This window comes from Halospina sp. K52047b (assembly GCF_008709855.1).
Lineage (GTDB): Bacteria > Pseudomonadota > Gammaproteobacteria > Pseudomonadales > Oleiphilaceae > Halospina > Halospina utahensis_B.
This window is the reverse complement of the sequence record NZ_VYJH01000010.1, coordinates 18,812-41,193: the sequence shown is the minus strand read 5'-3', so window position 1 is coordinate 41,193 and position 22,382 is coordinate 18,812. Positions and strand designations below refer to the sequence as shown.

Annotated in this window: 22 protein-coding genes and 1 pseudogene; 8 read left to right on the top strand and 15 right to left on the bottom strand. The window is 64.6% G+C overall.

Annotated elements, in window-relative coordinates; all coding sequences use genetic code 11:
- Positions 1 to 13: 13 nt before the first annotated feature.
- Positions 14 to 709 (top strand): ComFC family protein, encoded by a 696-nt coding sequence (locus F3089_RS12300; protein ID WP_151441092.1) that lies wholly within the window; start codon positions 14 to 16, stop codon positions 707 to 709.
- A 3-nt stretch (positions 710 to 712) separates the two neighbouring features.
- On the opposite strand, the gene F3089_RS12295 is transcribed toward F3089_RS12300, so the two are convergent.
- Positions 713 to 1,813 (bottom strand): NAD(P)/FAD-dependent oxidoreductase, encoded by a 1,101-nt coding sequence (locus F3089_RS12295; RefSeq protein WP_151441091.1) that lies wholly within the window; start codon positions 1,811 to 1,813, stop codon positions 713 to 715.
- An 81-nt stretch (positions 1,814 to 1,894) separates the two neighbouring features.
- Between F3089_RS12295 and F3089_RS12290 the strand changes: the two genes are divergently transcribed.
- From F3089_RS12290 to cmoB, 4 genes are read left to right on the top strand one after another with little or no spacing between them, the layout of a single operon-like run.
- Positions 1,895 to 2,347, top strand: coding sequence for a hypothetical protein (locus F3089_RS12290; protein WP_151441090.1), 453 nt, complete (start codon positions 1,895 to 1,897; stop codon positions 2,345 to 2,347).
- A 3-nt stretch (positions 2,348 to 2,350) separates the two neighbouring features.
- The gene (locus F3089_RS12285; protein WP_151441089.1) at positions 2,351 to 3,346 is read left to right on the top strand and encodes a serine/threonine protein kinase; all 996 of its coding nucleotides are present in this window, start codon (positions 2,351 to 2,353) and stop codon (positions 3,344 to 3,346) included.
- 29 nt (positions 3,347 to 3,375) lie between these two features.
- Complete coding sequence (gene cmoA / locus F3089_RS12280; protein ID WP_151441088.1) at positions 3,376 to 4,143, top strand: carboxy-S-adenosyl-L-methionine synthase CmoA; 768 nt, start codon at positions 3,376 to 3,378, stop codon at positions 4,141 to 4,143.
- The gene (gene cmoB, locus F3089_RS12275; RefSeq protein WP_151441087.1) at positions 4,140 to 5,138 is read left to right on the top strand and encodes a tRNA 5-methoxyuridine(34)/uridine 5-oxyacetic acid(34) synthase CmoB; all 999 of its coding nucleotides are present in this window, start codon (positions 4,140 to 4,142) and stop codon (positions 5,136 to 5,138) included. Before cmoA ends, cmoB begins: the two co-directional genes overlap by 4 nt.
- Positions 5,139 to 5,141: 3 nt before the next feature.
- On the opposite strand, the gene F3089_RS12270 is transcribed toward cmoB, so the two are convergent.
- The 12 genes and pseudogenes from F3089_RS12270 to F3089_RS12215 all read right to left on the bottom strand — a co-directional run bounded on the left by F3089_RS12270 (position 5,142) and on the right by F3089_RS12215 (position 18,097).
- The gene (locus tag F3089_RS12270; protein WP_151441086.1) at positions 5,142 to 6,437 is read right to left on the bottom strand and encodes an adenylosuccinate synthase; all 1,296 of its coding nucleotides are present in this window, start codon (positions 6,435 to 6,437) and stop codon (positions 5,142 to 5,144) included.
- Between the two features lie 54 nt (positions 6,438 to 6,491).
- The gene (locus tag F3089_RS12265; RefSeq protein WP_151441085.1) at positions 6,492 to 7,670 is read right to left on the bottom strand and encodes an ATP phosphoribosyltransferase regulatory subunit; all 1,179 of its coding nucleotides are present in this window, start codon (positions 7,668 to 7,670) and stop codon (positions 6,492 to 6,494) included.
- A 60-nt stretch (positions 7,671 to 7,730) separates the two neighbouring features.
- Entirely contained in the window at positions 7,731 to 7,916 is a 186-nt protein-coding gene (locus F3089_RS12260) for a DUF2065 domain-containing protein (protein ID WP_151441084.1), read from the bottom strand.
- A 106-nt stretch (positions 7,917 to 8,022) separates the two neighbouring features.
- Entirely contained in the window at positions 8,023 to 8,898 is an 876-nt protein-coding gene (gene hflC, locus F3089_RS12255) for a protease modulator HflC (protein ID WP_151441083.1), read from the bottom strand.
- 2 nt (positions 8,899 to 8,900) lie between these two features.
- Positions 8,901 to 10,130 carry an FtsH protease activity modulator HflK gene (gene hflK, locus F3089_RS12250; RefSeq protein WP_151441082.1) on the bottom strand — a complete coding sequence of 410 codons (1,230 nt, stop codon included), beginning with the start codon at positions 10,128 to 10,130 and terminating at the stop codon, positions 8,901 to 8,903.
- A 101-nt stretch (positions 10,131 to 10,231) separates the two neighbouring features.
- The gene (gene hflX, locus F3089_RS12245; RefSeq protein ID WP_151441081.1) at positions 10,232 to 11,551 is read right to left on the bottom strand and encodes a ribosome rescue GTPase HflX; all 1,320 of its coding nucleotides are present in this window, start codon (positions 11,549 to 11,551) and stop codon (positions 10,232 to 10,234) included.
- Positions 11,552 to 11,565: 14 nt separating this feature from the next.
- The gene (gene hfq / locus F3089_RS12240) at positions 11,566 to 11,820 is read right to left on the bottom strand and encodes an RNA chaperone Hfq (RefSeq protein WP_077530587.1); all 255 of its coding nucleotides are present in this window, start codon (positions 11,818 to 11,820) and stop codon (positions 11,566 to 11,568) included.
- A gap of 110 nt (positions 11,821 to 11,930) precedes the next feature.
- A pseudogene (gene miaA / locus F3089_RS12235) lies at positions 11,931 to 12,863 on the bottom strand (tRNA (adenosine(37)-N6)-dimethylallyltransferase MiaA); the annotation flags it as partial.
- A 2-nt stretch (positions 12,864 to 12,865) separates the two neighbouring features.
- On the bottom strand, positions 12,866 to 14,740 hold the full coding sequence (mutL, locus tag F3089_RS12230; RefSeq protein WP_151441079.1) for a DNA mismatch repair endonuclease MutL: 1,875 nt from the start codon (positions 14,738 to 14,740) through the stop codon (positions 12,866 to 12,868).
- A gap of 18 nt (positions 14,741 to 14,758) precedes the next feature.
- Entirely contained in the window at positions 14,759 to 16,093 is a 1,335-nt protein-coding gene (locus F3089_RS12225) for an N-acetylmuramoyl-L-alanine amidase (RefSeq protein WP_151441078.1), read from the bottom strand.
- Positions 16,090 to 16,569: a tRNA (adenosine(37)-N6)-threonylcarbamoyltransferase complex ATPase subunit type 1 TsaE gene (gene tsaE / locus F3089_RS12220; protein WP_151441077.1), complete on the bottom strand. Its 480-nt coding sequence runs from the start codon at positions 16,567 to 16,569 to the stop codon at positions 16,090 to 16,092. Before tsaE ends, F3089_RS12225 begins: the two co-directional genes overlap by 4 nt.
- Positions 16,562 to 18,097, bottom strand: a complete 1,536-nt coding sequence (locus F3089_RS12215) for an NAD(P)H-hydrate dehydratase (protein WP_151441076.1) — start codon at positions 18,095 to 18,097, stop codon at positions 16,562 to 16,564. The genes tsaE and F3089_RS12215 overlap by 8 nt, the downstream gene beginning before the upstream one ends.
- A gap of 102 nt (positions 18,098 to 18,199) precedes the next feature.
- On the opposite strand from F3089_RS12215, the gene queG reads away from it, so the two are divergent.
- Both queG and bcp read left to right on the top strand, forming a co-directional pair.
- Positions 18,200 to 19,261 carry a tRNA epoxyqueuosine(34) reductase QueG gene (gene queG, locus F3089_RS12210; protein WP_151441075.1) on the top strand — a complete coding sequence of 354 codons (1,062 nt, stop codon included), beginning with the start codon at positions 18,200 to 18,202 and terminating at the stop codon, positions 19,259 to 19,261.
- 54 nt (positions 19,262 to 19,315) lie between these two features.
- Complete coding sequence (gene bcp, locus F3089_RS12205) at positions 19,316 to 19,786, top strand: thioredoxin-dependent thiol peroxidase (protein WP_151441074.1); 471 nt, start codon at positions 19,316 to 19,318, stop codon at positions 19,784 to 19,786.
- 49 nt (positions 19,787 to 19,835) lie between these two features.
- Here bcp and orn read toward each other — a convergent pair whose 3' ends face one another.
- A complete protein-coding gene (gene orn / locus F3089_RS12200; protein WP_151441073.1) occupies positions 19,836 to 20,390 on the bottom strand; it encodes an oligoribonuclease in 555 nt (184 codons plus the stop codon).
- Between the two features lie 71 nt (positions 20,391 to 20,461).
- On the opposite strand from orn, the gene rsgA reads away from it, so the two are divergent.
- On the top strand, positions 20,462 to 21,451 hold the full coding sequence (gene rsgA, locus F3089_RS12195; protein ID WP_151441072.1) for a ribosome small subunit-dependent GTPase A: 990 nt from the start codon (positions 20,462 to 20,464) through the stop codon (positions 21,449 to 21,451).
- Here rsgA and motB read toward each other — a convergent pair.
- Positions 21,441 to 22,376, bottom strand: a complete 936-nt coding sequence (motB, locus tag F3089_RS12190) for a flagellar motor protein MotB (RefSeq protein ID WP_151441071.1) — start codon at positions 22,374 to 22,376, stop codon at positions 21,441 to 21,443. The two genes, rsgA and motB, sit on opposite strands and share 11 nt — an antisense overlap.
- Positions 22,377 to 22,382: the final 6 nt, after the last annotated feature.

Here is a 22,382-nt window from a genome sequence, read left to right as displayed (position 1 = left end):
CAGAGCAACCCTGATGGTTAACAGGGTGAACACAACCCGCCCCAGGCTGAGCCGGTGCGTCATCTGCCTGGGCCCGGACCAGGGCGGCGGACTCTGCCACGCATGCCTTCTTGACCTTCCGGCAACAGGTCCCTGTTGCCGGCGCTGCGCCCTGCCACTGTCCATTGGGGAACGCGGAGCAAGCCTGTGCCGGCAATGCGAGCGCACCGACCCACCCCAGGACCGGAGCCGCATTCCCTGGCGCTACGAGTGCCCCGTGGACCGCATGATCCAGAACTACAAGTACCACGGCACACGCGCCCAGGGCGCCGCTCTGGCCCGCAATTGGCTGCGGGCCGCTGGCATGCCCGAGCCGCGACCATTGGCCCTGATTCCGGCGCCCATGGATCCGGAACGGTTGCGCGAGCGCGGCTTCAGCCAGACGGCGGAGCTGGCGGACTGGCTCGGTCGCTCCACAGGGATACCGGTGCTGCCCGGCCGGCTCCAGCGCCATGGCGGCTATCGTGCCCAGGCCAGCCTGTCGCGCTCCGAGCGACGGCGCAACCTCAGGGAGGCTTTCTTCGTTGCCGGCAGCGCGCCCCTTCCGGAGCATGTCGCCCTGATCGAGGACGTGGTCACCACCGGCGCGACAGCGGAGGCCATGGGGCACTGCCTGCGCCGGGCGGGAGTGCAACGCCTGGAGGTCTGGGCACTGGCAAGAACACCCTAGGCGTCAGTACAGCTGCTGGAGCACACGGTCGGCGAGCGCCAGGGAAGCAGTGAGCCCCGGGGACTCAATACCGAACAGATTCACCGCCCCGGCCAGGCCGTGCTCCCCCGGCCCCTGGATCATGAAATCCGCCGGTTTGTCGTCAGGGCCGTGAATGCGGGGACGGATGCCGGCATAGGCGGGCGTCAGGCGCGCGGGGTCCAGCCCGGGCCACCACTGGCGGACGGCGTCGGCAAAAGTGGCAGCCAGTGATTCCGGCACGGACCATTCCAGGGCATCCACCCAGTGCGCGTCCGGCCCAAACCGGGCCTGACCGGCCATATCAAGGGTCAGGTGCACGCCAAGCCCACCTGCAGCCGGCAACGGGTAGATCAGGCGCTGGAAGGGGTGACGGCCGCTGTAGGCGAAGTAGTGGCCCTTGGCGAACCACTGGCGCGGCACAGCCTCTGCAGGCATCCCTTCCCATCGCCGGGCAACGGGCACAGCACCCAACCCACCGGCATTAACCACGATGGCGGCGCTGAGTTCGCAGGGTGCATCGCCGCCCACCTGGACGCGGTGGCGCCCCTGCACGGTTTCAATCCGCTCCACCGGCGCCTGGCGCACCAGCCAGCCGCCATGGGCTTCCATATCCCCGAGCAGAGCCTGCATAAAGGCGTGGGAATCCACAATGCCGCTCATCGGGGACGCCAGCCCGGCCGCCGCGTGAAGCCCCGGCTCCCGGGCGATTTCACGGGTGCTGAGCCACTCTAGTACCACATCGTTGTCCGCGGCATTGCGGCGCAGTCGCTCCAGGGCGGGAATTTCAGCCTCACCGGTGGCAACCAGCCACTTGCCGCAGCGCCGGTGGGGGACAGCGCGACGCTCGCAGAAAGCGTACAGCCGGTCCCGGCCCTCACGGCACAGCTCCGCCTTGAGCGACCCCGGCGGATAGTAGATGCCCGCGTGGATGACTTCGCTGTTGCGCGAGGAGACCTCCTCACCGGGGAGAGCGTGGCGCTCAAGCACCAGTACCTCGTGTCCGGCCCTGGCCAGGGCCCGCCCCACGGCCAGCCCCACAACCCCCGCACCAATGACGACCGCATCAACCTGTTCTGAATCCATGGGCAAAGGATACCAGCCGGGACTCTGATTGAAACGCCCAAGCGGTTATACTGGTGACCTGGCCATTTCAGCGGGGGAAGTATGTCGGACATCCGCCAGTTCATTGCGGTCATGATCGTGGCAGCCCTGTTTGTAAGCTGGCTGGGCTGGCGCGGCTATACCGTGATGGAACTCAATGAAACGCTGCGCGAACAGTCCGCGCTGGCGGACTACCCCTATCCTTTCCGCGTGCTGCGCGTGGAAGGAGACACGGCCGTCATGAGCACACTTCGCTCGCCCCGTGTGGACACCGCCCAGGCCATGCGGGAACTGTTCCCTGACCTGCGCCGGATACCGGAAACCAGCCGCGAATTCCGCCGCGCTGAACAGGAGTACGCCCGCCTTCAGGCACGGGCAAGTGAGACCGTCACCGCCTCGGGCAGCATCCGCCGGGTACGCTGGGAGCTGGACGAGAACTGGTACTACCTCAATAACATGGAGACCCGTCGCACCCCCGGTCACGCGGCCCCCATCAACCCCGCGACAGGCAGCTGACCCATGGAGACGATGGCGCACCCCTACCAGCACCTCACCCCCGACCTGGTTCTCGATGCGGTAGAGGCCTGTGGCTACGCGGTTAACGGCCGACTCTTCCCGCTTAATTCCTATGAGAACCGTGTCTACCAGGTCGGGATTGAGGACCAGAAGCCGCTGATCGCCAAGTTCTATCGCCCGGGACGCTGGTCCCGACCGCAGCTGGAGGAAGAGCACGGATTTGTGGCCGAGCTGGAGTCCGCCGAGATCCCGGCGGTTGGTGCGCTCCCCATGCCCGGCGGCGGCTACCTGGCGGACTACGGCGGTTTCACGCTGGCGCTCTACCCCCAGCGCGGCGGCCAGGCCCCGGACATCACGCTTCCGGACACACTGTTCCGCATTGGCCAGTGGCTCGGGCGCATCCATCAGGTTGGCGCGCGCAGGGACTTCCAGCACCGCCCCACCATTGACCCGGTCCGGGTGATTGATGAGGGGCAGCGCTATGTCCTGGATGCCGGATTTGTGCCGGACGATCTGGTGGCGGCCTACCGCAGCCTGATCCCGGATCTGCTCGATGCCATCCGCGCCTGCCAGGAGCGCGCCGGCGAGGTGACGATCCAGCGGCTGCACGGGGATTGCCATATGGGCAACATCCTGATGCGCGAGGAACGGCTGCTGTTCGTGGACTTTGACGACGCCCGTCAGGGCCCGGCTGTCCAGGACATCTGGCTGATGCTCAGTGGCGACGCCGAGGAGCAGCGCTGGCAGCTGGGAGAGCTCATCGAGGGCTACGAGCAGTTCAACCAGTTCAACCCGGCGGAATGCCACCTCATTGAGCCTCTTCGCACCATGCGACTGATCAACCAGGCCGCCTGGCTGGCCTGGCGGTGGGACGACCCCACCTTCCCCATGCACTTCCCCTGGTTCGGCCAGGCACGATTCTGGTCCGACCATATTCTGATGCTGCGCGAACAGCTCGCCAGCCTGCAGCAGCCACCGGTCCGGCCACCCGGGCCCTGACAGCGCCCACGAACAACGGAAACCGCACCATGAATGATCCAACCGGTCGCTTCGATACCGAAACCGATGCCGTGTATGCCGGCGCCAGCGCCTCCGATGACCCGTTCCGGTTTGACGAGGCGGTCGCACGCGTCTTTCCGGACATGATCCGGCGCTCTGTGCCCGGCTACACCACCATTGTGCCCATGATCGGGGTGATCGCCGCGCGCTTCGCACGGCCGGACACGGCGCTCTATGATCTGGGGTGCTCACTGGGGGCCGTGAGCCTGGCCATGCGCCACAGCGTGAAAGTCCATGGCGCCCGCATTGTGGCTGTCGACAACGCTGCCTCCATGGTCGAGCGCTGCCGCCATTACATTGCCCTGGACGACGGCCAGCTGCCGGTGGCTCTCCAGTGCGCCGACATCCGCGACATCGACTACCAGCCCGCCAGCGTGGTGGCCCTGAACTTCACCCTCCAGTTCCTGCCCCCGGAGGACCGGGACGCGCTTCTGGCGCGCCTCTGCCAGGCCCTGACACCGGGCGGCGCCCTGGTGCTTTCGGAGAAGGTGGCGTTCGCGGATGCCGCCGAGCAGTCACTGCTGGAGGAGCTGCACCTGGACTTCAAGCGTGCCCAGGGCTATTCCGAGATGGAGATCAGCCGCAAACGCAACGCGCTGGAAGAAGTGCTGATCCCCGAGTCCATAGCGACGCACCGCCAGCGGCTGCAAGCGGCCGGCTTTGAGCAGGTCACGCTCTGGCACCAGTCGCTGAACTTTGTCTCCATCCTCGCCATTGCGCCGGAGGCGACGGCATGAGCACGGACTTTGACTGGCGCAGCGAATACGCCAACCTGCTGGACTGGCTGCGCGACAGCGGCCGAACAGAGTGGCACGAGCAGCTGCAACAGCGCCTGACCAGCGTCTTCGAGACCCACCCGCACGGCGACCTGCCGCGCTGGATGGCGGCGCTCAATCAGCTTCCCCGGATCCCCGGCGCCGAAGCGGACCTCGATCAACCGACGGTCACGCTCACAACACCCGAGCCCCTGACGGAGGCCCAACGGGAGCAGCTTGAACAGGGGCTGCGGGGCCTGATGCCCTGGCGCAAGGGGCCCTTCGATTTCTTCGGGACCCATATCGACACCGAGTGGCGATCCGACTGGAAGTGGGAACGGGTCCGGCCCGGTCTGAGTGACCTGCGCGGCCGTACCGTACTGGATGTTGGGTGCGGTTCCGGCTACCACTGCTGGCGCATCCTGGGAGCCGGGGCCCAGAGGGTGGTCGGCATCGACCCCGGCATGCTGTTCCTGATGCAGTTCCAGGCGGTGCGTACCTACCTGGGTGATCCACATGCCCACCTGCTGCCACAGCGGCTGGAGGACCTGCCCCACCAGCTCCAGCTGTTCGATACCACCCTGTCACTGGGGGTGCTCTATCACCGGCGCTCGCCCATCGACCACCTGATCGAACTCAAGGGCACGCTCAAGCCCGGCGGCGAGCTGGTACTGGAGACACTGGTGATTGAGGGCGAAATGGGCGAGACGCTGATGCCGGAAGACCGCTACGCGCGCATGCGCAACGTCTGGTTCATTCCCAGCGTCCCCACCCTGGAGCGCTGGCTGCAGCGTGCCGGTTACCGGGAGGTTGAGTGTGTGGATGTAACGCGCACCACCACGGACGAACAGCGCGCCACGGACTGGATGCAGTTCCAGTCACTGCCCGATTTCCTGGATCCGGAGGACGAGCACCGGACCATTGAAGGCTATCCGGCGCCCCGTCGGGCCACCCTGGTGGCCCGCAAGCCGGCCTGAGAGTCAGGCGTTGAAGGGGTGGCGCAGGGTAACGGTCTCGATCCGGTCCGGCCCTGTGGAGATGACGTCGATGGGCGCCTCGATCTGCTCTTCGAGGAAGCGGATGTAATTGCGCGCATTCTCGGGAAGCTGATCCAGGGCCGTGATGCCCGAAGTGCTTTCCGACCAGCCGGGAAGCGTCTCATACACCGGCTCAATGGCTTCGTACTGGGCGCCGCGGATCGGCGGCCGGGTTACGCGTCCTTCACGGGTGATGTAACCCACACAGACCTTCACCTCGTCCAGGCCGTCCAGAACATCCAGCTTGGTCAGGCAGATGCCGGAGACACTGTTCACCTGGATGGCATGGCGCAGCGCTACCGCGTCAAACCAGCCACAGCGCCGGGCGCGCCCGGTTGTGGTGCCGAACTCGTGCCCCTGGCGCGCCAGGTGCTCACCGCAGGTGTCGAACAGCTCCGTCGGGAAGGGACCGGAACCAACACGGGTGGTGTAGGCCTTGGTGATCCCCAGGATATAGTCCATGTACTGGGGCCCGAAACCGGTGCCCGTTGCCGCGCCACCGGCAGTGGTGTTCGACGAGGTGACGAATGGGTAGGTGCCGTGATCAATGTCCAGCAGCGCCCCCTGGGCCCCTTCGAACAGGATGTGCTCACCGCGCTTGCGCAGATCATGCAGCATGTCCGTAACATCCGCCGCCATGGGCAGCAGCTCTTCGGCGTAGGCGCGGAAATCCGCCAGGGTGGCTTCCACATCCACCGGCTCCTCGCCGTAGTACTCGGTGAGTACGAAGTTGTGGTAGCCCATCAGGTGGCGCAGGCCCCTTTCGAAGGCTTCCGGATCCGCAAGGTCACCGAAGCGCAGGCCCTGACGGGATACCTTGTCCTCATAGGCAGGGCCGATACCACGCCCGGTGGTACCAATGCAGTCCTTGCCTCGGGCACGCTCACGGGCCTGATCAAGGCGCTCATGGGTGGGCAGGATCAGCGGGCAGGCCTCGCTGACCCGCAGCCGTGAACGCACATCCACGCCGCGCGCCTCCAGCTTGCGGATCTCCTCAAGCAGGGCCTGGAGTGCCAGCACCACACCGTTGCCGATCATGCAGGTGATGTGCTTGCGCAGAATCCCGGAGGGAATCAGGTGAAGCGCGGTGGTCTCACCATCGATCACCAGTGTATGGCCGGCGTTGTGTCCGCCCTGGAACCGCGCAACGGCGGATACCTGCTCGGTGAGCAGATCCACGATCTTGCCCTTGCCTTCGTCACCCCACTGGGTGCCCAGCACTACGACGTTCTTACCCATGAATGGCTCGCTGATCCGTTCACAAACTCATGATTGACGTTCACGCCGCTGCGGCTACAGCGGCTCCACTTTCCAGTCACCGTCCTTCAGGACAAGCTGGCGGTCACAGCCGGGCGGCAGCCGGTCATCGGCCTCGTCGTCCAGCTGCTGGATGACCGTGTCACTCTGGCGCAGCTCGCTGATGCGCCGGCGCAGCGCCGCGTCCGTTCCAGCCGGGGCCAGGATGGCGCCCCCGCCGGCACCGAAGGCCCGCCGCCCCGCTTCCAGAAGCCGGTTCAGATCGGCACTAAAGCCGGTTGCCGGCCGGGCACGGCCGAAATCCTCGCCCACGGCATCGTATCGACCGCCCTGGGCGAGCGCTTCCTCCTGCCCCGGTGTGTAGGCGGCGAACACCAGGCCGGTGTGATAGTTGTAGCCGCGCAGTTCGCTGAAATCGAACCCGATGGCCACGCCGGGGTGACGCTCACGCACCCGGGCGGCGGTCTGCTCCAGCTGGTCAATGGCCTCGAGCACGGGCGCAGGCGCTCCCGCCAGCCGTTGCCGAGCGGCATCCGGCACCCCTTCGCCACCACTGAGCCGGCCCAGCTCCCGCAGCATGGCGCGGGCGGAGCCGGCTTCGGCAGTGCCCAGAAGCTCGTCCAGCTCCGGGATGGAGCGCCGGCGCAGGGCATCAAAGACCCGCTGTTCCAGATCGCCCCCCAGGGCCGCCTCTTCCGCCAGGCACTGGAAAATGCCCACATGGGCGATGTCCAGGTGAACCGTTTCAACGCCAGCCGCAGTCAGGGTCTCCAGCATCAGATCGATGATTTCCTGGTCGGCGCCACTGCTGCGGCTGCCGAAAAGCTCGCACCCGACCTGCAGCGGGGTACGACTGGCCAGCATGCTGCTCGGGCGGGCATGCAGAACATGGCCGGCATAACACAGGCGCGTGACACCCGGGCGGCGCAGGCTGTGCGCGTCCATCCGCGCCGCCTGCGGGGTCATGTCGGCGCGCACGCCCATCATCCGACCGGTCAGCTGATCCGTCAGCTTGAACGTCTGCAGATCCAGATCATTGCCGGTACCGGTCAGAAGCGACTGCAGGTATTCGATCATCGGGGGGATGATGAGTTCATAGCCCCAGCGCCGATAGGTATCCATCAGCTCGCGGCGCAGGGCCTCGACCTTCTGGGCCTGGGGCGGCAGGACATCGGCCACCCCATCGGGCAGCAACCATCGATCAGACGTACTCATGACGCTTGAACCCGTAATTGATTGACTGAGCAGGAACGTTTCAAGCGGTTCCGGGGGAACCTAGCGAACAACATAGAGCAGGGTCACCCCCACCAGCATGCTCGCAAACCCCGCCCACCGCATGCTTGAGGGCGCCATCTGTGCCAGAACTTCCACCATCCGCTGCCAGCGCTGCGGACACAGAAACGGCATGACGCCCTCAATGATGAGCACCAGCGCCAGAGCTGTCAGCAGATCCTGCCACATGGCAATACCAGGCACCGTTCGGGTTTGTTACAGAGCCGGGATTCTACGCCCATCGCGCCCATAAAAAAACCGGAGCCGAAGCTCCGGTTCACTGGGGCTGCAGGTGTTACTGCCCGCCCATGGGTCCGTCCAGCATGTTCATGAAGTCGCTCTGGGAATCCATCAGGAACACGTCCTGGCGACTGTTGAAGGTGCTGCGGTAAGCCTCAAGCGTGCGATAGAGCTCATAGAACTCCTGGTCCTGCCCGTAGGCCTCCGCGTAGATGGTCGCGGCCTTGCCGTCACCCTCACCACGGGTTTCCTGGGCTTCACGGTTCGCCTCGGCCAGAAGCACCGTCACCTTACGGTCCGCCGCAGCGCGCACGCCCTCGGCCTGTTCGCGCCCACGGGAGCGGTATTCCTGCGCCTCGGCCTGGCGCTCAGTGCGCATGCGCTGATACACCGTTTCACTGACTTCATCCGGGAGCTCAATCCCCTTGATCCGGATATCCTGAACGCGGATGCCGAACTCCTTGCGCGTGAGCTCGTCCACGCTCCCCTGGATCTTCTTCATCAGCTCATCACGGGCGCCGGAAACGACCTCCGTCATGTTACGCACCCCGAATTCATCCCGGAGCCCGTTTTCAATACGGGAGGCAAGAAGTCCTTCAGCCCGCATCTCACTGCCGCCGGTGGCCCGGTAAAAGTCGGCCACATCGATGATCTGCCAGGTAACGTAGGAGTCCACATCCAACGGCTTCTTCTCAATGGTGAGATAGCGCTGGGTGTCGATGTTGAGTGTCAGAATCCGCGTATCGAATTCCTCTGCCGTCTCAACCCAGGGAAGCTTGAAATGCAGCCCGGGCTCCACACCTGTCTTGACGAGTTCGCCAAACCGCAGAACGACGCCACGATGGGTTTCCGGCACGATGTAGACGGTCGCCGACACGAGGTAAAGAACCACGACACCGGCTATGATCGCCAGTAGACCCTTAGTGTTCATGCTTAACGCCTCTCCCGGCCGGAATTGCTGTTCTGCTGATCACGGATGCGATCGATCACCTGATCGCTGATCCGGTCAATGCGGTCATTGGTGGAGCCAATACCCTGATGCTGTCCATCACCGGAGCCACTGCCGTCCGGCGCATCATCCGCCATGGCCTTCGCACCGCCCTTCATCATCTGATCCAGCGGCAGCATCATCAGGTTATTGCCCTTCTCAATGTCAACAACCACCTTGCTCGTTCCAGTAAGCACCTGCTGCATGGTATCGATATAGAGCCGGCTGGCCGTGACTTCCGGAGCCTGCTCATAGACACCAAGCACGTCCAGGAAGCGGGCTGTCTCACCCCGGGCGGCTTCCACCACCTTGGAGCGGTAGGCCTTCGCATCCTCGCGGATACGCTCCGCCTGCCCCCGTGCTTCCGGAACCACACGGTTACGGTACTGTTCCGCCTGGTCAACGAAGCGCTGCATGTCCTCACGGGCACGCTGGACATCACGGAAAGCTTCCTGAACCGGCTCCGGGGGCTGGGTACTCTCGACGTTCACGCGCAGGATCTGCATGCCCACCGTGTAAGTATCAAGGAAACGCTGCAGGCGTTTCTCAACCAGCTGCCCAAGCTCCGCGCGGCGCTCAGTGAGCACCCCATGCAGGGTCGAACTCCCCACTTCGTGACGCAGGGCGCTGTCCGTAGCGTACTGCAGGGTCCTGCTGGGGTCGCGCACATTGAGCACAAAGTTCTTGGGGTCCTGAACCCGGTACTGGACGCCGAGATTCACACTGACGATGTTCTCATCCTCGGTGAGCATGTGACCGGTGGACTTGAAAGAGCGCACATCGGTCACTGTGACCATGCGGACATCGTCCAGCAGCGGAATCTTGAAATTCAGACCTGGCATGGTGGTTTTGTGGTACTCACCGAAGCGCAGGACAACGCCGTTTTCCCGCTCGTCCACGATGTAGACCGACTGCCAGGCCAGAAAGCCGAAAACCAGCAGACCGACCACGGCGAGGATCAGGCCAAAGCCGCCACCGCCCTGACCACCACTGCTGCCCGAGCCGCCACTGCCACCGGAACCGCCCTTGTTGCCGAAAAGCCGGTTCAGCTTGTCGAGGCCCTTTTTCAGGGCCTCATCGAGGTCCGGCGGCCCCTGATCGTTGCCGCCGCGATTGCCCGAGCTCCAGGGGTCGCGGTCGTTGTTGCGGTTACCACCCGGTTCGTTCCAGGCCATAGTGTTCTCCGTCTGAGATTATACGCTGCAGCGGCCCGGGTCTGCCGGGCACAACAGATGCAAATAGTAGGTGTTCTGACAGGCCGCGACAACCGGGGGCACTACACCGCCTCAACCGCCATCCAGTCACTGCCGTCGAGACAGGCCAGCCGATTCTCGTCCGTGCCCGCCCGTGCAAGCAGCTGGTGCCAGTCGCGGGCTTCCATGCGCACCTCCAGCACCGGCTCGCCACTGTCGGACATGCGCTCCGCCACCACGGCACCGCTCTGGTAGAACTGGGCCCGCAACCAGCCGTCCGCGGGGGAGAGTTTCACGTAGCGATGGACGACGTCTTCGGCCAGACGCTCCGCGACGGCGTCGCGCAGCTCCTCCATGCCAGCCCCGGTATGGGCTGAAAGCCAGACGCGCACCGGACGACCGCTCTCGTCCCGTTCCACCCCCGGCTGCGCGCCGGGGATGAGATCAATCTTGTTGCACACCTGCAGAACCGGCACTTCACCGGCTCCGATCTCACCCAGCACCGACTCAACTTGCTGGATGGTGTCATCACGGGCCGGATCGGTATTGTCGATGATATGAAGCAGCAGCGAGGCCTCGACCGTCTCCTCAAGAGTGGCGCGGAACGCCTCGACCAGGGTGTGCGGCAGATGCCGGATGAACCCAACCGTATCCGCCAGCACCACCGGGCCCACGTCCGGCACGCTCACACGGCGCACCGTGGGGTCCAGGGTGGCGAACAGCTGGTCCGCCTCAAACACCGTGGAATCAGTCAGATGGTTGAACAGGGAGGATTTGCCCGCATTGGTATAGCCCACCAGCGAGACCACTGGGATCTCGGCACGCTTACGCGACCGCCTCGCCTGCTCGCGCTGGCGCCGGACCTTCTCGAGCCTGCGGTTGATCTGGTTGATGCGCGAGCGCAGCAGCCGTCGGTCGGTCTCAAGCTGGGTCTCACCCGGCCCCCGCTGACCGATACCGCCCTTCTGGCGCTCCAGATGCGTCCAGCCCCGGACCAGCCGCGTGGACATGTGTTCCAGCTGGGCAAGCTCCACCTGCAGCTTGCCTTCATAGGTGCGGGCGCGCTGGGCGAAGATATCGAGAATGACCCCGGTGCGGTCCAGTACCCGGCATTTGAGTTCGGCCTCGAGATTACGCTCCTGACTGGGGCTGAGCTGGTGATTGAACAGCACCACGTCCGCGCCCTCGGCGTTCAGGGTCGCACGCAGCTCCTCGAGCTTGCCCTTGCCCAGAAAGAAGCGCGAACTGGGCTGATTCCGGGTCCCGGTGACAACGGCTGCACAGGTCACTCCGGCGGACTCTGCCAACTCGCGGAATTCATCCGGATTTTCCGGCTCCATCTCGGACGCCAGCGTAATGTGAACGAGAAGGGCCCGTTCACCGACCTCAGGACGCTCAAACAATCAGGTGCTGCTCCTCATTCGGGATCGACCGCCTCGCCCTCGTCACCGGGATGCTGGGGCGCCTTCACATTACGCGACGGCACAATCGTGGAAATGGCGTGCTTGTAGACCATCTGGCTGACAGTGTTGCGCAGCAGGACCACGAACTGGTCAAACGATTCGATCTGCCCCTGGAGCTTGATGCCGTTGACCAGAAAGATGGACACGGGGATCCGCTCCTTGCGCAGGGAATTCAGGTAAGGGTCTTGTAGGGAATGCCCTTTTGACATGAGGCTGCTCCTGTTTTTTATGATTGCTCGCCCCCGGGGCGATCCCCGGGCGCTGTTCCTTTCATACCATGCGGCGTGGTGTCTGGATCACCGGAGACAGTGGTGCCGCCTTTGACGATTTTCAAGGCATCGGCCAACGGATCCTTGCCCTGACTGTCCAGCCAGTGCGCATCCGGCCACCTGCGAAGCCACGTCAGCTGGCGCTTGGCCAGCTGACGGGTGGCTGCCAGCGCGCGCTCAATCATATCATCATATTGGGTTGCGCCGCTCAGGTAGTCCCACACCTGACGATACCCCACCGCCCGGATGGACGGCAGATCCGGGGACAGGTCGCTGCGCGCATAAAGCGTCTGCACCTCCTCCAGCAGCCCCTGCTCCAGCATCGCCCTGAACCGGCGCTCGATCCGTTCATGCAGATCGCGGCGCTGCGGCGGAGCCAGCGCGAGGCTGACGGTGCCTTCCGGTAGCCCGCCACCCTGATCCTCACCGGCGCCCTGCGCCCAGTGCGCGGATATCGGTCGCCCTGAGAGGCGATAGACCTCCAGGGCACGGATCAGTCGCTGGCGGTTGTTCGGATGCAGCCCGGCGGCGGCCACCGGATCCACAGCTTCCAGCTCACGATAGAGGGCGTCACCCCCCTCGGTGTCAAAGCGATGTTCCAGTTCCGCCCTTACGCCTTTATCGGCCTGCGGCAAACTCGCCATGCCCTGGCGAAGCACATTGAAATAGAGCATGGTGCCGCCCACCAGAATCGGCACCCGGCCCTCTCCCCGGATGCGCCCGATCAGGGCCCTGGCATCGGCCGCGAACTCCGCCGCCGAATAGGGTTCCGCCGGATCACGGATGTCGATCAGGTGATGGGGCGCCCGGCGCAGGGTGGCCGCATCCGGTTTGGCGGTGCCGATGTCCATGCCCCGGTAGACCAGTGCCGAGTCCACGCTGATGAGCTCACCATTCAGGCGCTCACGCAGTTCAACAGCCAGGTCCGTCTTGCCCGAGGCCGTCGGCCCCATGACCAGAACCGCGGGAGGCCGCCACACCATGGCTACTGCCCCCGCATGAAGAGCTTATCCAGATCCCCCATGCTCAGCCGCGTCCAGGTGGGCCGACCATGGTTGCACTGACCGCTGCGCTCCGTGGCCTCCATATCGCGCAGCAGTGCGTTCATTTCCGGGATCGTCAACTGGCGGTTGGCCCGTACTGAGCCGTAGCAGGCCATGGTGCCCAACAGGTGTTCGATGCGGGCCTCCACCTGCTGACTGCGGCCATGGGTCACCAGATCCGAGAGAACATCGCGCACCAGCTGCTCCATATCCGCGTCCCGCAGCAGCGCCGGAACCTGGCGCACGGTCACCGTCTCCGGCCCCATACGGTCCAGCTGCAGACCCAGCGTTGCCATATCGTCGGCGTACTGTTCGGCGTGATCCGCCTCACGCTGGCTCACGTTGAGCGTCAGCGGTACCAGCATCGGTTGGGAGGTCACGCCTTCCCCTGCCACACCGCGCTTCATGCGTTCATAGACAATGCGTTCATGGGCGGCATGCATGTCCACAATCACCATCCCCTCGGCACTCTGGGCAAGGATGTACACACCATGGAGCTGGGCAACGGCATAGCCCAGTGGCGGCATTTCCCCTTCCGGGCTCTCAGGCATAGTGGAGGGAGCCGTGGTGCGGCTCTGGATGAAGGGCGTAGGCGAGGCTTCCCGCACGGCATTGGCGGAGGGGCCGCCGCCCTGGTGCAGCCCGCCGTAGAAGGCCATCTGGGCCTCGGTCTCCGAGGGACTGGCGGGCCTGTCCCGGCTCTGCGCCGGACCGCTCACCGCAGGCTCATCAGCCGCCCCCGTTGCAACAGCAGATCCGGACGGGGCCGGGGCACCCGCCTCACCCTGCCCCGGCTCCGTGCTGTCATCGCCGGGTCGCACTTCAGCCAGGGCGCGGTGCAGGCTGCGGAACAGAAAATCATGGACCAGGCGGCCGTCTCGGAAACGGACCTCGTGCTTGGTCGGGTGGACGTTGACATCCACATTGGCCGGATCAACCTCCAGATAGAGCACAAAAGCCGGATGGCGCTGGTTATAGAGCACGTCGCGATACGCCTGGCGCACTGCATGAGCCACCAGCCGGTCCCGGATGGGGCGACCGTTGACGAAGAAATACTGCAGATCCGCCTGGCTGCGCGAGAACGTCGGCAGCGCCACCCAGCCCTGCAGGCGCAGGCCCGACGCCTCCACATCAATACTCAGGGCGTGTTCCATGAACTGGCTGCCGCAGAGACTGGCCACCCGCTGCTGCCGGTCACGCTCGGTGGTTGCCGGCCGCAGGGACTGCACCGCCCGGCCATTGTGCTGGAGGGTGAAGCCCACATCGAAGCGACTCAGCGCCTGGCGCCTCAGGGTCTCTTCCAGGTGATTGAACTCGGTTTTCTCGGTGCGCAGGAACTTGCGACGGGCCGGCGTGTTGAAGAACAGATCCCGAACCTCGACGGTGGTGCCCTGGGGGTGGGCCGCCGGTGACACCCGAGTCTGCATGTCCTGCCCCTCGGCCTCCACGCACCACCCCTCGGTCTCTCCTCTGGCGCGGGAGGTCAGCGTCAGCCTCGCCACGGAACTGATGCTTGCCAGTGCCTCACCGCGGAACCCCAGGGAACTCACCGCCTCCAGGTCATCAAGGCTGTGAATCTTGCTGGTGGCATGACGGCTGAGCGCCAGCGGCATCTGATCATGGGCAATACCGTCGCCATCATCGCGCACCCGGATCAGGCGCGCCCCGCCCTGCTCCACCTCCACTTCAACCCTGGAGGCGCCGGCATCCAGCGCATTTTCGATGAGTTCCTTCGTAACCGAGGCCGGGCGTTCAACGACTTCGCCGGCCGCGATCTGGTTGGCGAGACGGGGGGGTAGGGTCTGGATGGCTGCCATGATCGGAATGGTACCAGATCAGGACGAGGGGATGCTGATCACCTGCCCGATATGCAGCGTCTCACCATTGATGTTGTTGGCTGACTTGAGCTTCTGCACCGACACCTGATTGCGCCGGGCGATGGCCGACAGGGTATCGCCACGCCGGATTTCATACTCGCGCCTGTCCCCTGCGCTCCCCTGACGGTGGGCGATCAGGGTCCCAGGTGGCGGCGAGTCACGGAAGTGGCGACCCAGACCCGAGACAACCGCGTCCGCAATCTGGCGCTGATGGGATGCCTGGGTCAGGCGTTGCTCATCCGTCGGGTTGGAAATAAACCCGGTCTCAACAAGGATGGACGGAATATCCGGGCTCTTGAGCACCGCAAATCCCGCCTGCTCAACAGATGACTTGTGCAGTTTGCCCACCGTGTCCAGCTGATCGAGGACATTGGACCCGACCCCCATGCTGTACTCAATACTCGCCGTCATGGAAAGGTCCAGCAGCACGCCCGCCAGCATCTCGTCCTTGTCCTTGAGCGAGACACCGCCAACACCGCCGATCAGGTCAGCGCTGTTCTCACTCTCCGCCAACCAGCGCGCGGCCTCACTACTGGCGCCGTCCGTCGACAGCGCATAGACCGATGCACCGCGCGGCCGCGGGGAGCGGAAGGCATCCGCATGCACGGACACAAACAGGTCCGCGTTATAGTCCCGGGCGATCTCGGTACGCTTGCGCAGACCGATGTAATAGTCGTCCTTGCGGGTCAGATAGGCCTCGTAGCCTTCCATGGCATTGATCCGGTCCACCATCCGCCTGGACAGTTCCATGGTGACGTGTTTCTCCTGAACCCCTGAGGGACCGATGGCCCCCGGGTCCTCGCCCCCATGACCGGCGTCCACCACCACAATGATGTTCCGGCGCTTGCTCTCGCTCTGGTCTTCCAGAACCGCTTCCTGCTCCTGCTCACGGGTCTTGTCGAGATCCATGAGATCGACGACCAGGCGGTGACCGTATTTCTGGTTCGGTTTGAGCTGGAAGCTGCGGGGTTCCACATCCTCCTTCATATCCAGCACCACGCGCAGGTCGCCGTTCTTCCGGCGGCCGGTGCGGATACGGCGGATGGGCGTCTCATCAAGGTCCAGCGCGCCGAGGTCGGTCTCAAGATCCGCCTGCTCCACGTCGATCACCAGCCGGCGGGGCGACTCCAGGGCAAACAGCCGGTGTTCCACGGAGCTGCCCGTCTCAAGCACCAGCCTTGTATGATCCGTCGCCGGCCAGATCCGGGCGTTATCGACCGGAGTGCCGGCCTGGGCCACGGCTGCCACCATCAGGGTCAGACCTGCCAGAAAACGTGTCATCCAGGTACTCATTGACTGCTGCTCCTGCCGGCCAGGGCCTGCCTGGCGGCCCCGGCAATCCGATCATTCGTATGAATCCGGGCGCTGCGCCCACTGCCCGCATCCGACAGCTCAACCCGGCATTCCGGCGCCGGAAGCACGCCCCCGGCACGCTCCGGCCACTCGATTACAACCAGAGCCCCTTCTTCCATGTAGTCGCGGATACCCATCATTTCCAGTTCCTCAGGGTCACCGAGCCGATAGAGGTCAAAGTGATAGACCTTCGGCGACAGCGCTTCATAGGGTTCCACCAGCGTGAAGGTCGGGCTGCGTACCGCGCCCTCATGCCCCAACGCATGCATGAGTCCGCGCGCCAGGGTCGTCTTGCCAACGCCCAGATCCCCGATCAGGTGGATCACACCGCCGGTGGAACAGGCCCGCCCCAGGGCTGCCCCCAGGGCTTCCGTGGCCTGCTCATCCGGCAGCTCGAGAACCGTTGGCTCAGTCACGCTCCACCTCCGGAAACACAGCAGCGGTGGCCACGCCGAACGCCTCCGTCAGGTCACCCGCCAGGAGACCATGCGAGCCGGTCCATTCCAGTGCGTGATCCGCAGCCGCCGCATGCCATGCGGCACCGGTAACGGCAGCGCCGAACGGCCCCAGACCCTGGCCCAGAAGCGCCCCCAGGGCGCCACTGAGGACGTCTCCCATGCCGGCCGTAGCCATGCCGGGATTACCGCCCTCGATGACAGCCGGCGTTCGCCCGGGCGCGCCCACAAGACTGCCGGCCCCCTTGAGAATCACGGTCGCCCCCTGCTGCTCAACCAGTGTCGCCAGGGCCTGATAGCGGTCGGCCTCGACCTCCGGAACGCTGGCCCCCAGCAACCGGGCCGCCTCGCCGGGGTGCGGCGTCAGTATCCACTGGCCAGCATCCGCCGGCACCCCCTGCTGCTGCATCAGTGCCAGAGCATCCGCATCCGCGACCACAGGCCCGGAAAAACCCGCCACCCGCTGCAGCATCTGCTGCCCCCAGGCGCTGCTCCCAAGACCGGGCCCAACCACGACCACATCCACGCGCTCCAGCAACGGGTCCAGATCATTACCATGCTCCACGGCCCGCGCCTGGATTTCCGGGCGTCGCGCCAGTGCCGCCGGCACATGGGCACCCCGTGTTGCCAGGAACACCAGGCCGGCACCGCAGCGCAGCGCCGCCTCACCAGCCAGGATTCCGGCACCGCCCATACCTTCATCACCACCAACGACGAGCACGCGACCGCATTCGCCCTTATGGGTGGTGGGATGCCTCCGGGGCAGATGGGTGAGCGCGGCTTCCGGCGACCAGAGCCACGCAGCAGGTTCCGGTTCCGCGTCATGGACCGCCGGATCCACTGAAAGATCGTCAAAACTCACAGGCCCGGTGCAGTCCCGCGCCCGCCCCGTGTACAGTCCTGCCTTGCGCCCGATAAAGGTGATGGTGGCCGCTGCCCGGACGGCCGTCCCCAGCACCCGACCCGTGCCACTGCACAGGCCAGACGGGATATCCACGGCGAGCACTGGCACTGGTGAGGCGTTGAGTTGATCGATCACCCCGGCATAGGGCGCACGGACCTCACCGGCAAGGCCGGTTCCGAGCAGGGTATCCACAACCAGGTCCGATTCCGCCAACAGCGCACCGAACTGGCCTTCGTCCAGAGATTCAAATGATATGACGTCAACGCCGCTCTCACGGGCAAAGGCAAAGGCGGATGCCGCCGTACCGCTGAGCTTCGAGGGATTGGATACCGCCACACAGTGGCAGGCGATCCCCTGCTGGGCGGCCAGCCCGGCCACCACATAGCCATCGCCCCCGTTGTTGCCACCACCGCAAAGCACCAGCAGCTGACGCGCCTCCGGCCAGCGCCGGCGCGCCAGCCGGAATGCGGCTTTACCGGCCCGCTTCATCAGGTCAAAACCGTCCACCCCGAAGTCCTCGATGGCGGCTCGATCCAGGTTGCGTACCTGCTCAGCGGTGTACAATGGCAGTGGCTGGTTGGGCATATTTTCGCTCAAAAATGAACCAGTTATCACAATGCGGTTTAAGAAATCCGCACAGAACTCTGATAAGCATAGCAAATTCCGACTCAAACGCCATAGGACCGGATGACCAACGATCTTACCGCCACCGCTGAACAAATCCGTGACTGGGCCCACGAACTGGGCTTCCAGGCCGTTGGCATTACGGATACGGAGCTGGAGGAAACCGGCCAGCGACTGAACCAGTGGCTGGACAGGGGGCTGAACGCCGATCTCAGCTACATGGCACAGCACGGCGAGAAGCGCTACAGGCCGGCGCAACTGGTGGAAGGCACCGAAAGGATCATCGCGGTCCGCCTGGATTACCGCCCCGAGCCCGACGCCCCGGACGCGGTCCTGGCCGACGACGAAAAGGCCTACATCACCCGCTACAGCCTCGGGCGGGATTACCATAAGCTCATGCGCAAGCGTCTGGCGAAGCTGGCTAAGTGGATCGACGAGGCACTACCCGGCTACTACCACCGCGCCTTCGTCGACAGCGCCCCGGTGATGGAAAAGCCCATCGCCGTGAAGGCAGGGCTGGGCTGGCAGGGTAAGCACACCCTGTTGCTGCACCCGCAGGCGGGCTCCTGGTTCTTCTTGGGCGAGATCTACACCAGCGCCCCACTGCCGGTGGACGAGCCCTGGACCACCGACCACTGCGGCAGCTGCACCGCCTGCCTGGACGTCTGCCCCACCAACGCCTTCCCGGAACCCTATGTGCTGGACGCGGCCCGCTGCATCTCCTACCTCACCATCGAGAACAACGGCCCCATCCCGGAAGAACTAAGACCGCTGATGGGCAACCGCGTCTTCGGCTGCGACGACTGCCAGCTGGTCTGCCCGTTCAACAAGTTCAGTGAATCCACCGAGGAACCCGACTTCCAGCCCCGCCACGGACTGGACAACAGCACCCTGGCAGAGCTCTTCCTGTGGGACGAGGCAACCTTCCTGAAACGCACCGAGGGCTCCGCCATCCGGCGGGCGGGCTACGAGGGCTGGCTACGGAATCTGGCCGTGGGGCTGGGCAATGCCCCGAGCACCATTCCGGTGATCGAGGCGCTAAGAGCACGGGAGGACTGCCCGTCAGAGCTGGTGCGGGAGCATGTGCAGTGGGCCCTGCGCAGACACGGCATCGTTCAGGTATGATCTGACCCCATACCGAGCTCCCATACCTGACCACCAACGGAGGAACACTGAATCATGAGCTGGGAAGGACAACAGGCGCCGGATTTCCGGCTTCCGGATCAGGACGGAAACGAACACTCCCTGGCGGACTACCGCGGCCAGACGGTGCTGCTCTACTTCTACCCCAGAGACAATACACCGGGCTGCACCGTGGAGGCGCAGCAATTCCGAGACCGTCTTGAGGAGCTGCAGGCGCACGGCGTACAGGTCCTGGGCGTCAGCCGCGATACCGTCAAGTCCCACCGCAAGTTCGCGGACAAGGAATCACTGAACTTCCCGATCCTTGCCGACCCGGAACATGAGGTCCTCAAGGCCTACAACCTGCTCAAAGAGAAGACCATGTTCGGCAAGCCGGCGCTGGGCGTGAACCGGGAATCCTTCCTGATCGACGAACAGGGCGTGATCCGCAGGCACTACGCCAAGGTGAAGCCGGAAGCGCATGTGGATGAGATCCTGCAGGATCTGGAAGCCACAACGTCATCCTGAGCGAGTTATGCGAGGACGCACTTCAACGTGAACGCGGACGGAATCGCATTCACAGCTCAAACAACGTCTTCCGATAGTGCTGAAGCTCGGCAATGGACTCGCGGATGTCGTCCAGCGCCTGGTGCGCCCCCTTCTTTTTGAAGCCTTCCAGGGCTTCGGGCTTCCAGCGCCGGGCCAGCTCCTTGACGGTGCTCACGTCCAGGTTGCGGTAGTGGAAGAAGGCTTCCAGTTCCGGCATGTAGCGGGCGAGAAAGCGCCGGTCCTGACAGATGCTGTTGCCACAGATGGGCGAGGTGCGCGCGTCCACCCACTCCTTCAGGAAGGCGATGGTTTCCAGCTCGGCGTCGCGCTCGGTGAGGCTGCTCTCGCGCACGCGCCGGGTCAGGCCGGAATTGCCGTGGGTGGTGGTGTTCCACTCATCCATGGCCCCAAGCACTGCATCGGACTGGTGGACGGCCAGTACGGGGCCTTCGGCCAGGGCATTGAGGTCCGCATCGGTAACGATGGTGGCTACTTCGATGATGCGGTCGCTGTCCGGGTCCAGGCCGGTCATTTCCAGGTCGATCCAGATCAGTCGCTGGGCCCGTTCATTCTGCTCTGCCATGGCTGAGGCGCTCCTTTTCCGATAGGCTGTTGGTTTGGCGTCATCTTCTCACAGCATCAAGACAAGACCCAGTGCCCCGCAAACGCAACCTTTCCCACCAGCAGCAGCGCCGTATCCAGTCCCGTCAGGAACAGTGGCAGGACGCCGCGCGCGAGGAGGGCCATGACGGGACCGTCGTGGCCCACTTCGGGGGCGAGCTGCTGATCGACTATCCCGTGGAGGCCGGCTGGGAGCAGCGCCGTGCCCAGCCGAGAGCCAATCTGGGCGGCCTGGTCGCCGGCGACCGGATCGTGTGGCGCGAGGAGGAAAACGGTACTGCCGTAGTCGTAGCAAGACAGCCACGCGAGCGCGAGCTCCAGCGCCCGGACCGCTACGGCCGGCTCAAGACCATGGCCGCCAACATCGATCGGCTGGTGCTGGTCATCGCGCCAGCACCGGCACCCCAGCCGGCGCTGATGGACCGCTACCTGGCGGCGGCGGAGATCCACGGGCTGTCCGTGGTCATCCTGCTGAACAAGGCGGACCTGCTGGACGAGGACAGCATGGAGCTTCTGGAGGAAGTCCTCGCTCCCTACCAGGACCTCGGTTATGAAGTGGCACTTACCTCAGCCTCTGACGGCTCGGACAGCGCCCTGCCCGAGCCGCTGGATGACGCGGTCACCAGCATCATTGCCGGGCAGTCCGGGGTCGGCAAATCCAGCCTGATCCGCCGCTGGCTTCCCGGCACCGAGATCCGCACAGGTGACCTCACCCGCCGCGGCGAGGGCACCCACACGACAACCACGGCCTGCCTATACCGGCTGGCCAACGGCGGCGCCATTATCGATTCCCCCGGCATACGGGAGTTCGGCCTCTGGCACATGGACCCGGAGGTGGTCATCGACGGTTTCCCGGACGTGCGGGAATGGATCGGCCATTGCCGGTTCCGGGACTGCCGGCACGAGAAGGAACCGGGCTGTGCCCTGCAGAAAGCCGTGGAAAACGGGGAGCTGGATCCCCAGCGGATGGAACACTACCTCATGATCCGGGATGAGGCCGAGGCCGGCAGGACTACCAGTTGACCTCGGATTCTTTCACCTGGCTCTCCCGGGCGCGCTCCATCCAGTTATCATTGGCCATGGTCTCGCGATCCTCGGCACTCGCTGTATCGCTGGACTCACGCTCCTCGATGGCTTTCTGCGCGGCTTCGGTCAGCACAATGATCGAGATCCGGCGATTGACGGGAGCCTGCGGATTTTCCTTGTTGAACAGTACTGAGTCCGCCAGCCCCACGATCCGGCCGATGTGGCTCTCGGGAACGCCACCGGCCACCAGCGTGCGCCGGGCGGCATTGGCGCGGTCGGCGGACAGCTCCCAGTTGGTGTACTGCTCGTTGGTCTGGGCAAAGGGCGTGCGATCGGTATGGCCCGTAATGCTGAGCCTGTTGGAGACCTTCGCCAGGGGCTCCGCCAGTTCGAACAGAATGTCCCGGGAGTAGGGCTGAAGCTCGTCGCTGCCGCTGGCGAACATGGGTCGGTTGGAGCGATCCACGATCTGGATCCGCAGCCCCTCATCGGTAATGTCGATCAGGAGCTGATCCTTGAACTTCTGAAGGGTCTCGCTTTCCTCAAGTTTCTGATCCAGTTCCTGCATGAGCTGCTCGGTCTGGCGACGCTCCATGGCCTCCGCCAGCTCTTTAACGTTGTCCTCGTTCAGGCTCAGCGGCTCGGGCGCGACGTCACTCGGCCCCTCATTGCGCGTCACCGCCGGCGCTCCGCCAAGATCCACAGGGTTCGGATTGCCACCCTCCTCGTAACCAACAGGGTCGGAGAAATAGCGCGAGATGTCTTCCTTCTGTTCCGGTGTGGCCTGGTTGGTCGCCCACATCACCAGAAAGAACGCCATAAGGGCCATGGCGAAGTCTGCGAACGCCACTTTCCAGGCACCGCCATGATGGCCGCCACCCTTTTTCTTGACGCGCTTGACGATGATCGGTCGATCTTCCACTGCTTA

Coding starts and splice junctions, on each gene's coding strand:
- cmoB (WP_151441087.1), top strand. CDS start 4,140: ATGAGCACGGACTTTGACTGGCGCAGCGAATACGCCAACCTGCTGGAC.
- F3089_RS12270 (WP_151441086.1), bottom strand. CDS start 6,437: ATGGGTAAGAACGTCGTAGTGCTGGGCACCCAGTGGGGTGACGAAGGC.
- F3089_RS12285 (WP_151441089.1), top strand. CDS start 2,351: ATGGAGACGATGGCGCACCCCTACCAGCACCTCACCCCCGACCTGGTT.
- F3089_RS12215 (WP_151441076.1), bottom strand. CDS start 18,097: ATGCCCAACCAGCCACTGCCATTGTACACCGCTGAGCAGGTACGCAAC.
- F3089_RS12265 (WP_151441085.1), bottom strand. CDS start 7,670: ATGAGTACGTCTGATCGATGGTTGCTGCCCGATGGGGTGGCCGATGTC.
- hfq (WP_077530587.1), bottom strand. CDS start 11,820: ATGTCAAAAGGGCATTCCCTACAAGACCCTTACCTGAATTCCCTGCGC.
- queG (WP_151441075.1), top strand. CDS start 18,200: ATGACCAACGATCTTACCGCCACCGCTGAACAAATCCGTGACTGGGCC.
- F3089_RS12300 (WP_151441092.1), top strand. CDS start 14: ATGGTTAACAGGGTGAACACAACCCGCCCCAGGCTGAGCCGGTGCGTC.
- F3089_RS12290 (WP_151441090.1), top strand. CDS start 1,895: ATGTCGGACATCCGCCAGTTCATTGCGGTCATGATCGTGGCAGCCCTG.
- hflC (WP_151441083.1), bottom strand. CDS start 8,898: ATGAACACTAAGGGTCTACTGGCGATCATAGCCGGTGTCGTGGTTCTT.
- orn (WP_151441073.1), bottom strand. CDS start 20,390: ATGGCAGAGCAGAATGAACGGGCCCAGCGACTGATCTGGATCGACCTG.
- hflK (WP_151441082.1), bottom strand. CDS start 10,130: ATGGCCTGGAACGAACCGGGTGGTAACCGCAACAACGACCGCGACCCC.
- F3089_RS12225 (WP_151441078.1), bottom strand. CDS start 16,093: ATGAGTACCTGGATGACACGTTTTCTGGCAGGTCTGACCCTGATGGTG.
- F3089_RS12295 (WP_151441091.1), bottom strand. CDS start 1,813: ATGGATTCAGAACAGGTTGATGCGGTCGTCATTGGTGCGGGGGTTGTG.
- mutL (WP_151441079.1), bottom strand. CDS start 14,740: ATGGCAGCCATCCAGACCCTACCCCCCCGTCTCGCCAACCAGATCGCG.
- F3089_RS12260 (WP_151441084.1), bottom strand. CDS start 7,916: ATGTGGCAGGATCTGCTGACAGCTCTGGCGCTGGTGCTCATCATTGAG.
- cmoA (WP_151441088.1), top strand. CDS start 3,376: ATGAATGATCCAACCGGTCGCTTCGATACCGAAACCGATGCCGTGTAT.
- bcp (WP_151441074.1), top strand. CDS start 19,316: ATGAGCTGGGAAGGACAACAGGCGCCGGATTTCCGGCTTCCGGATCAG.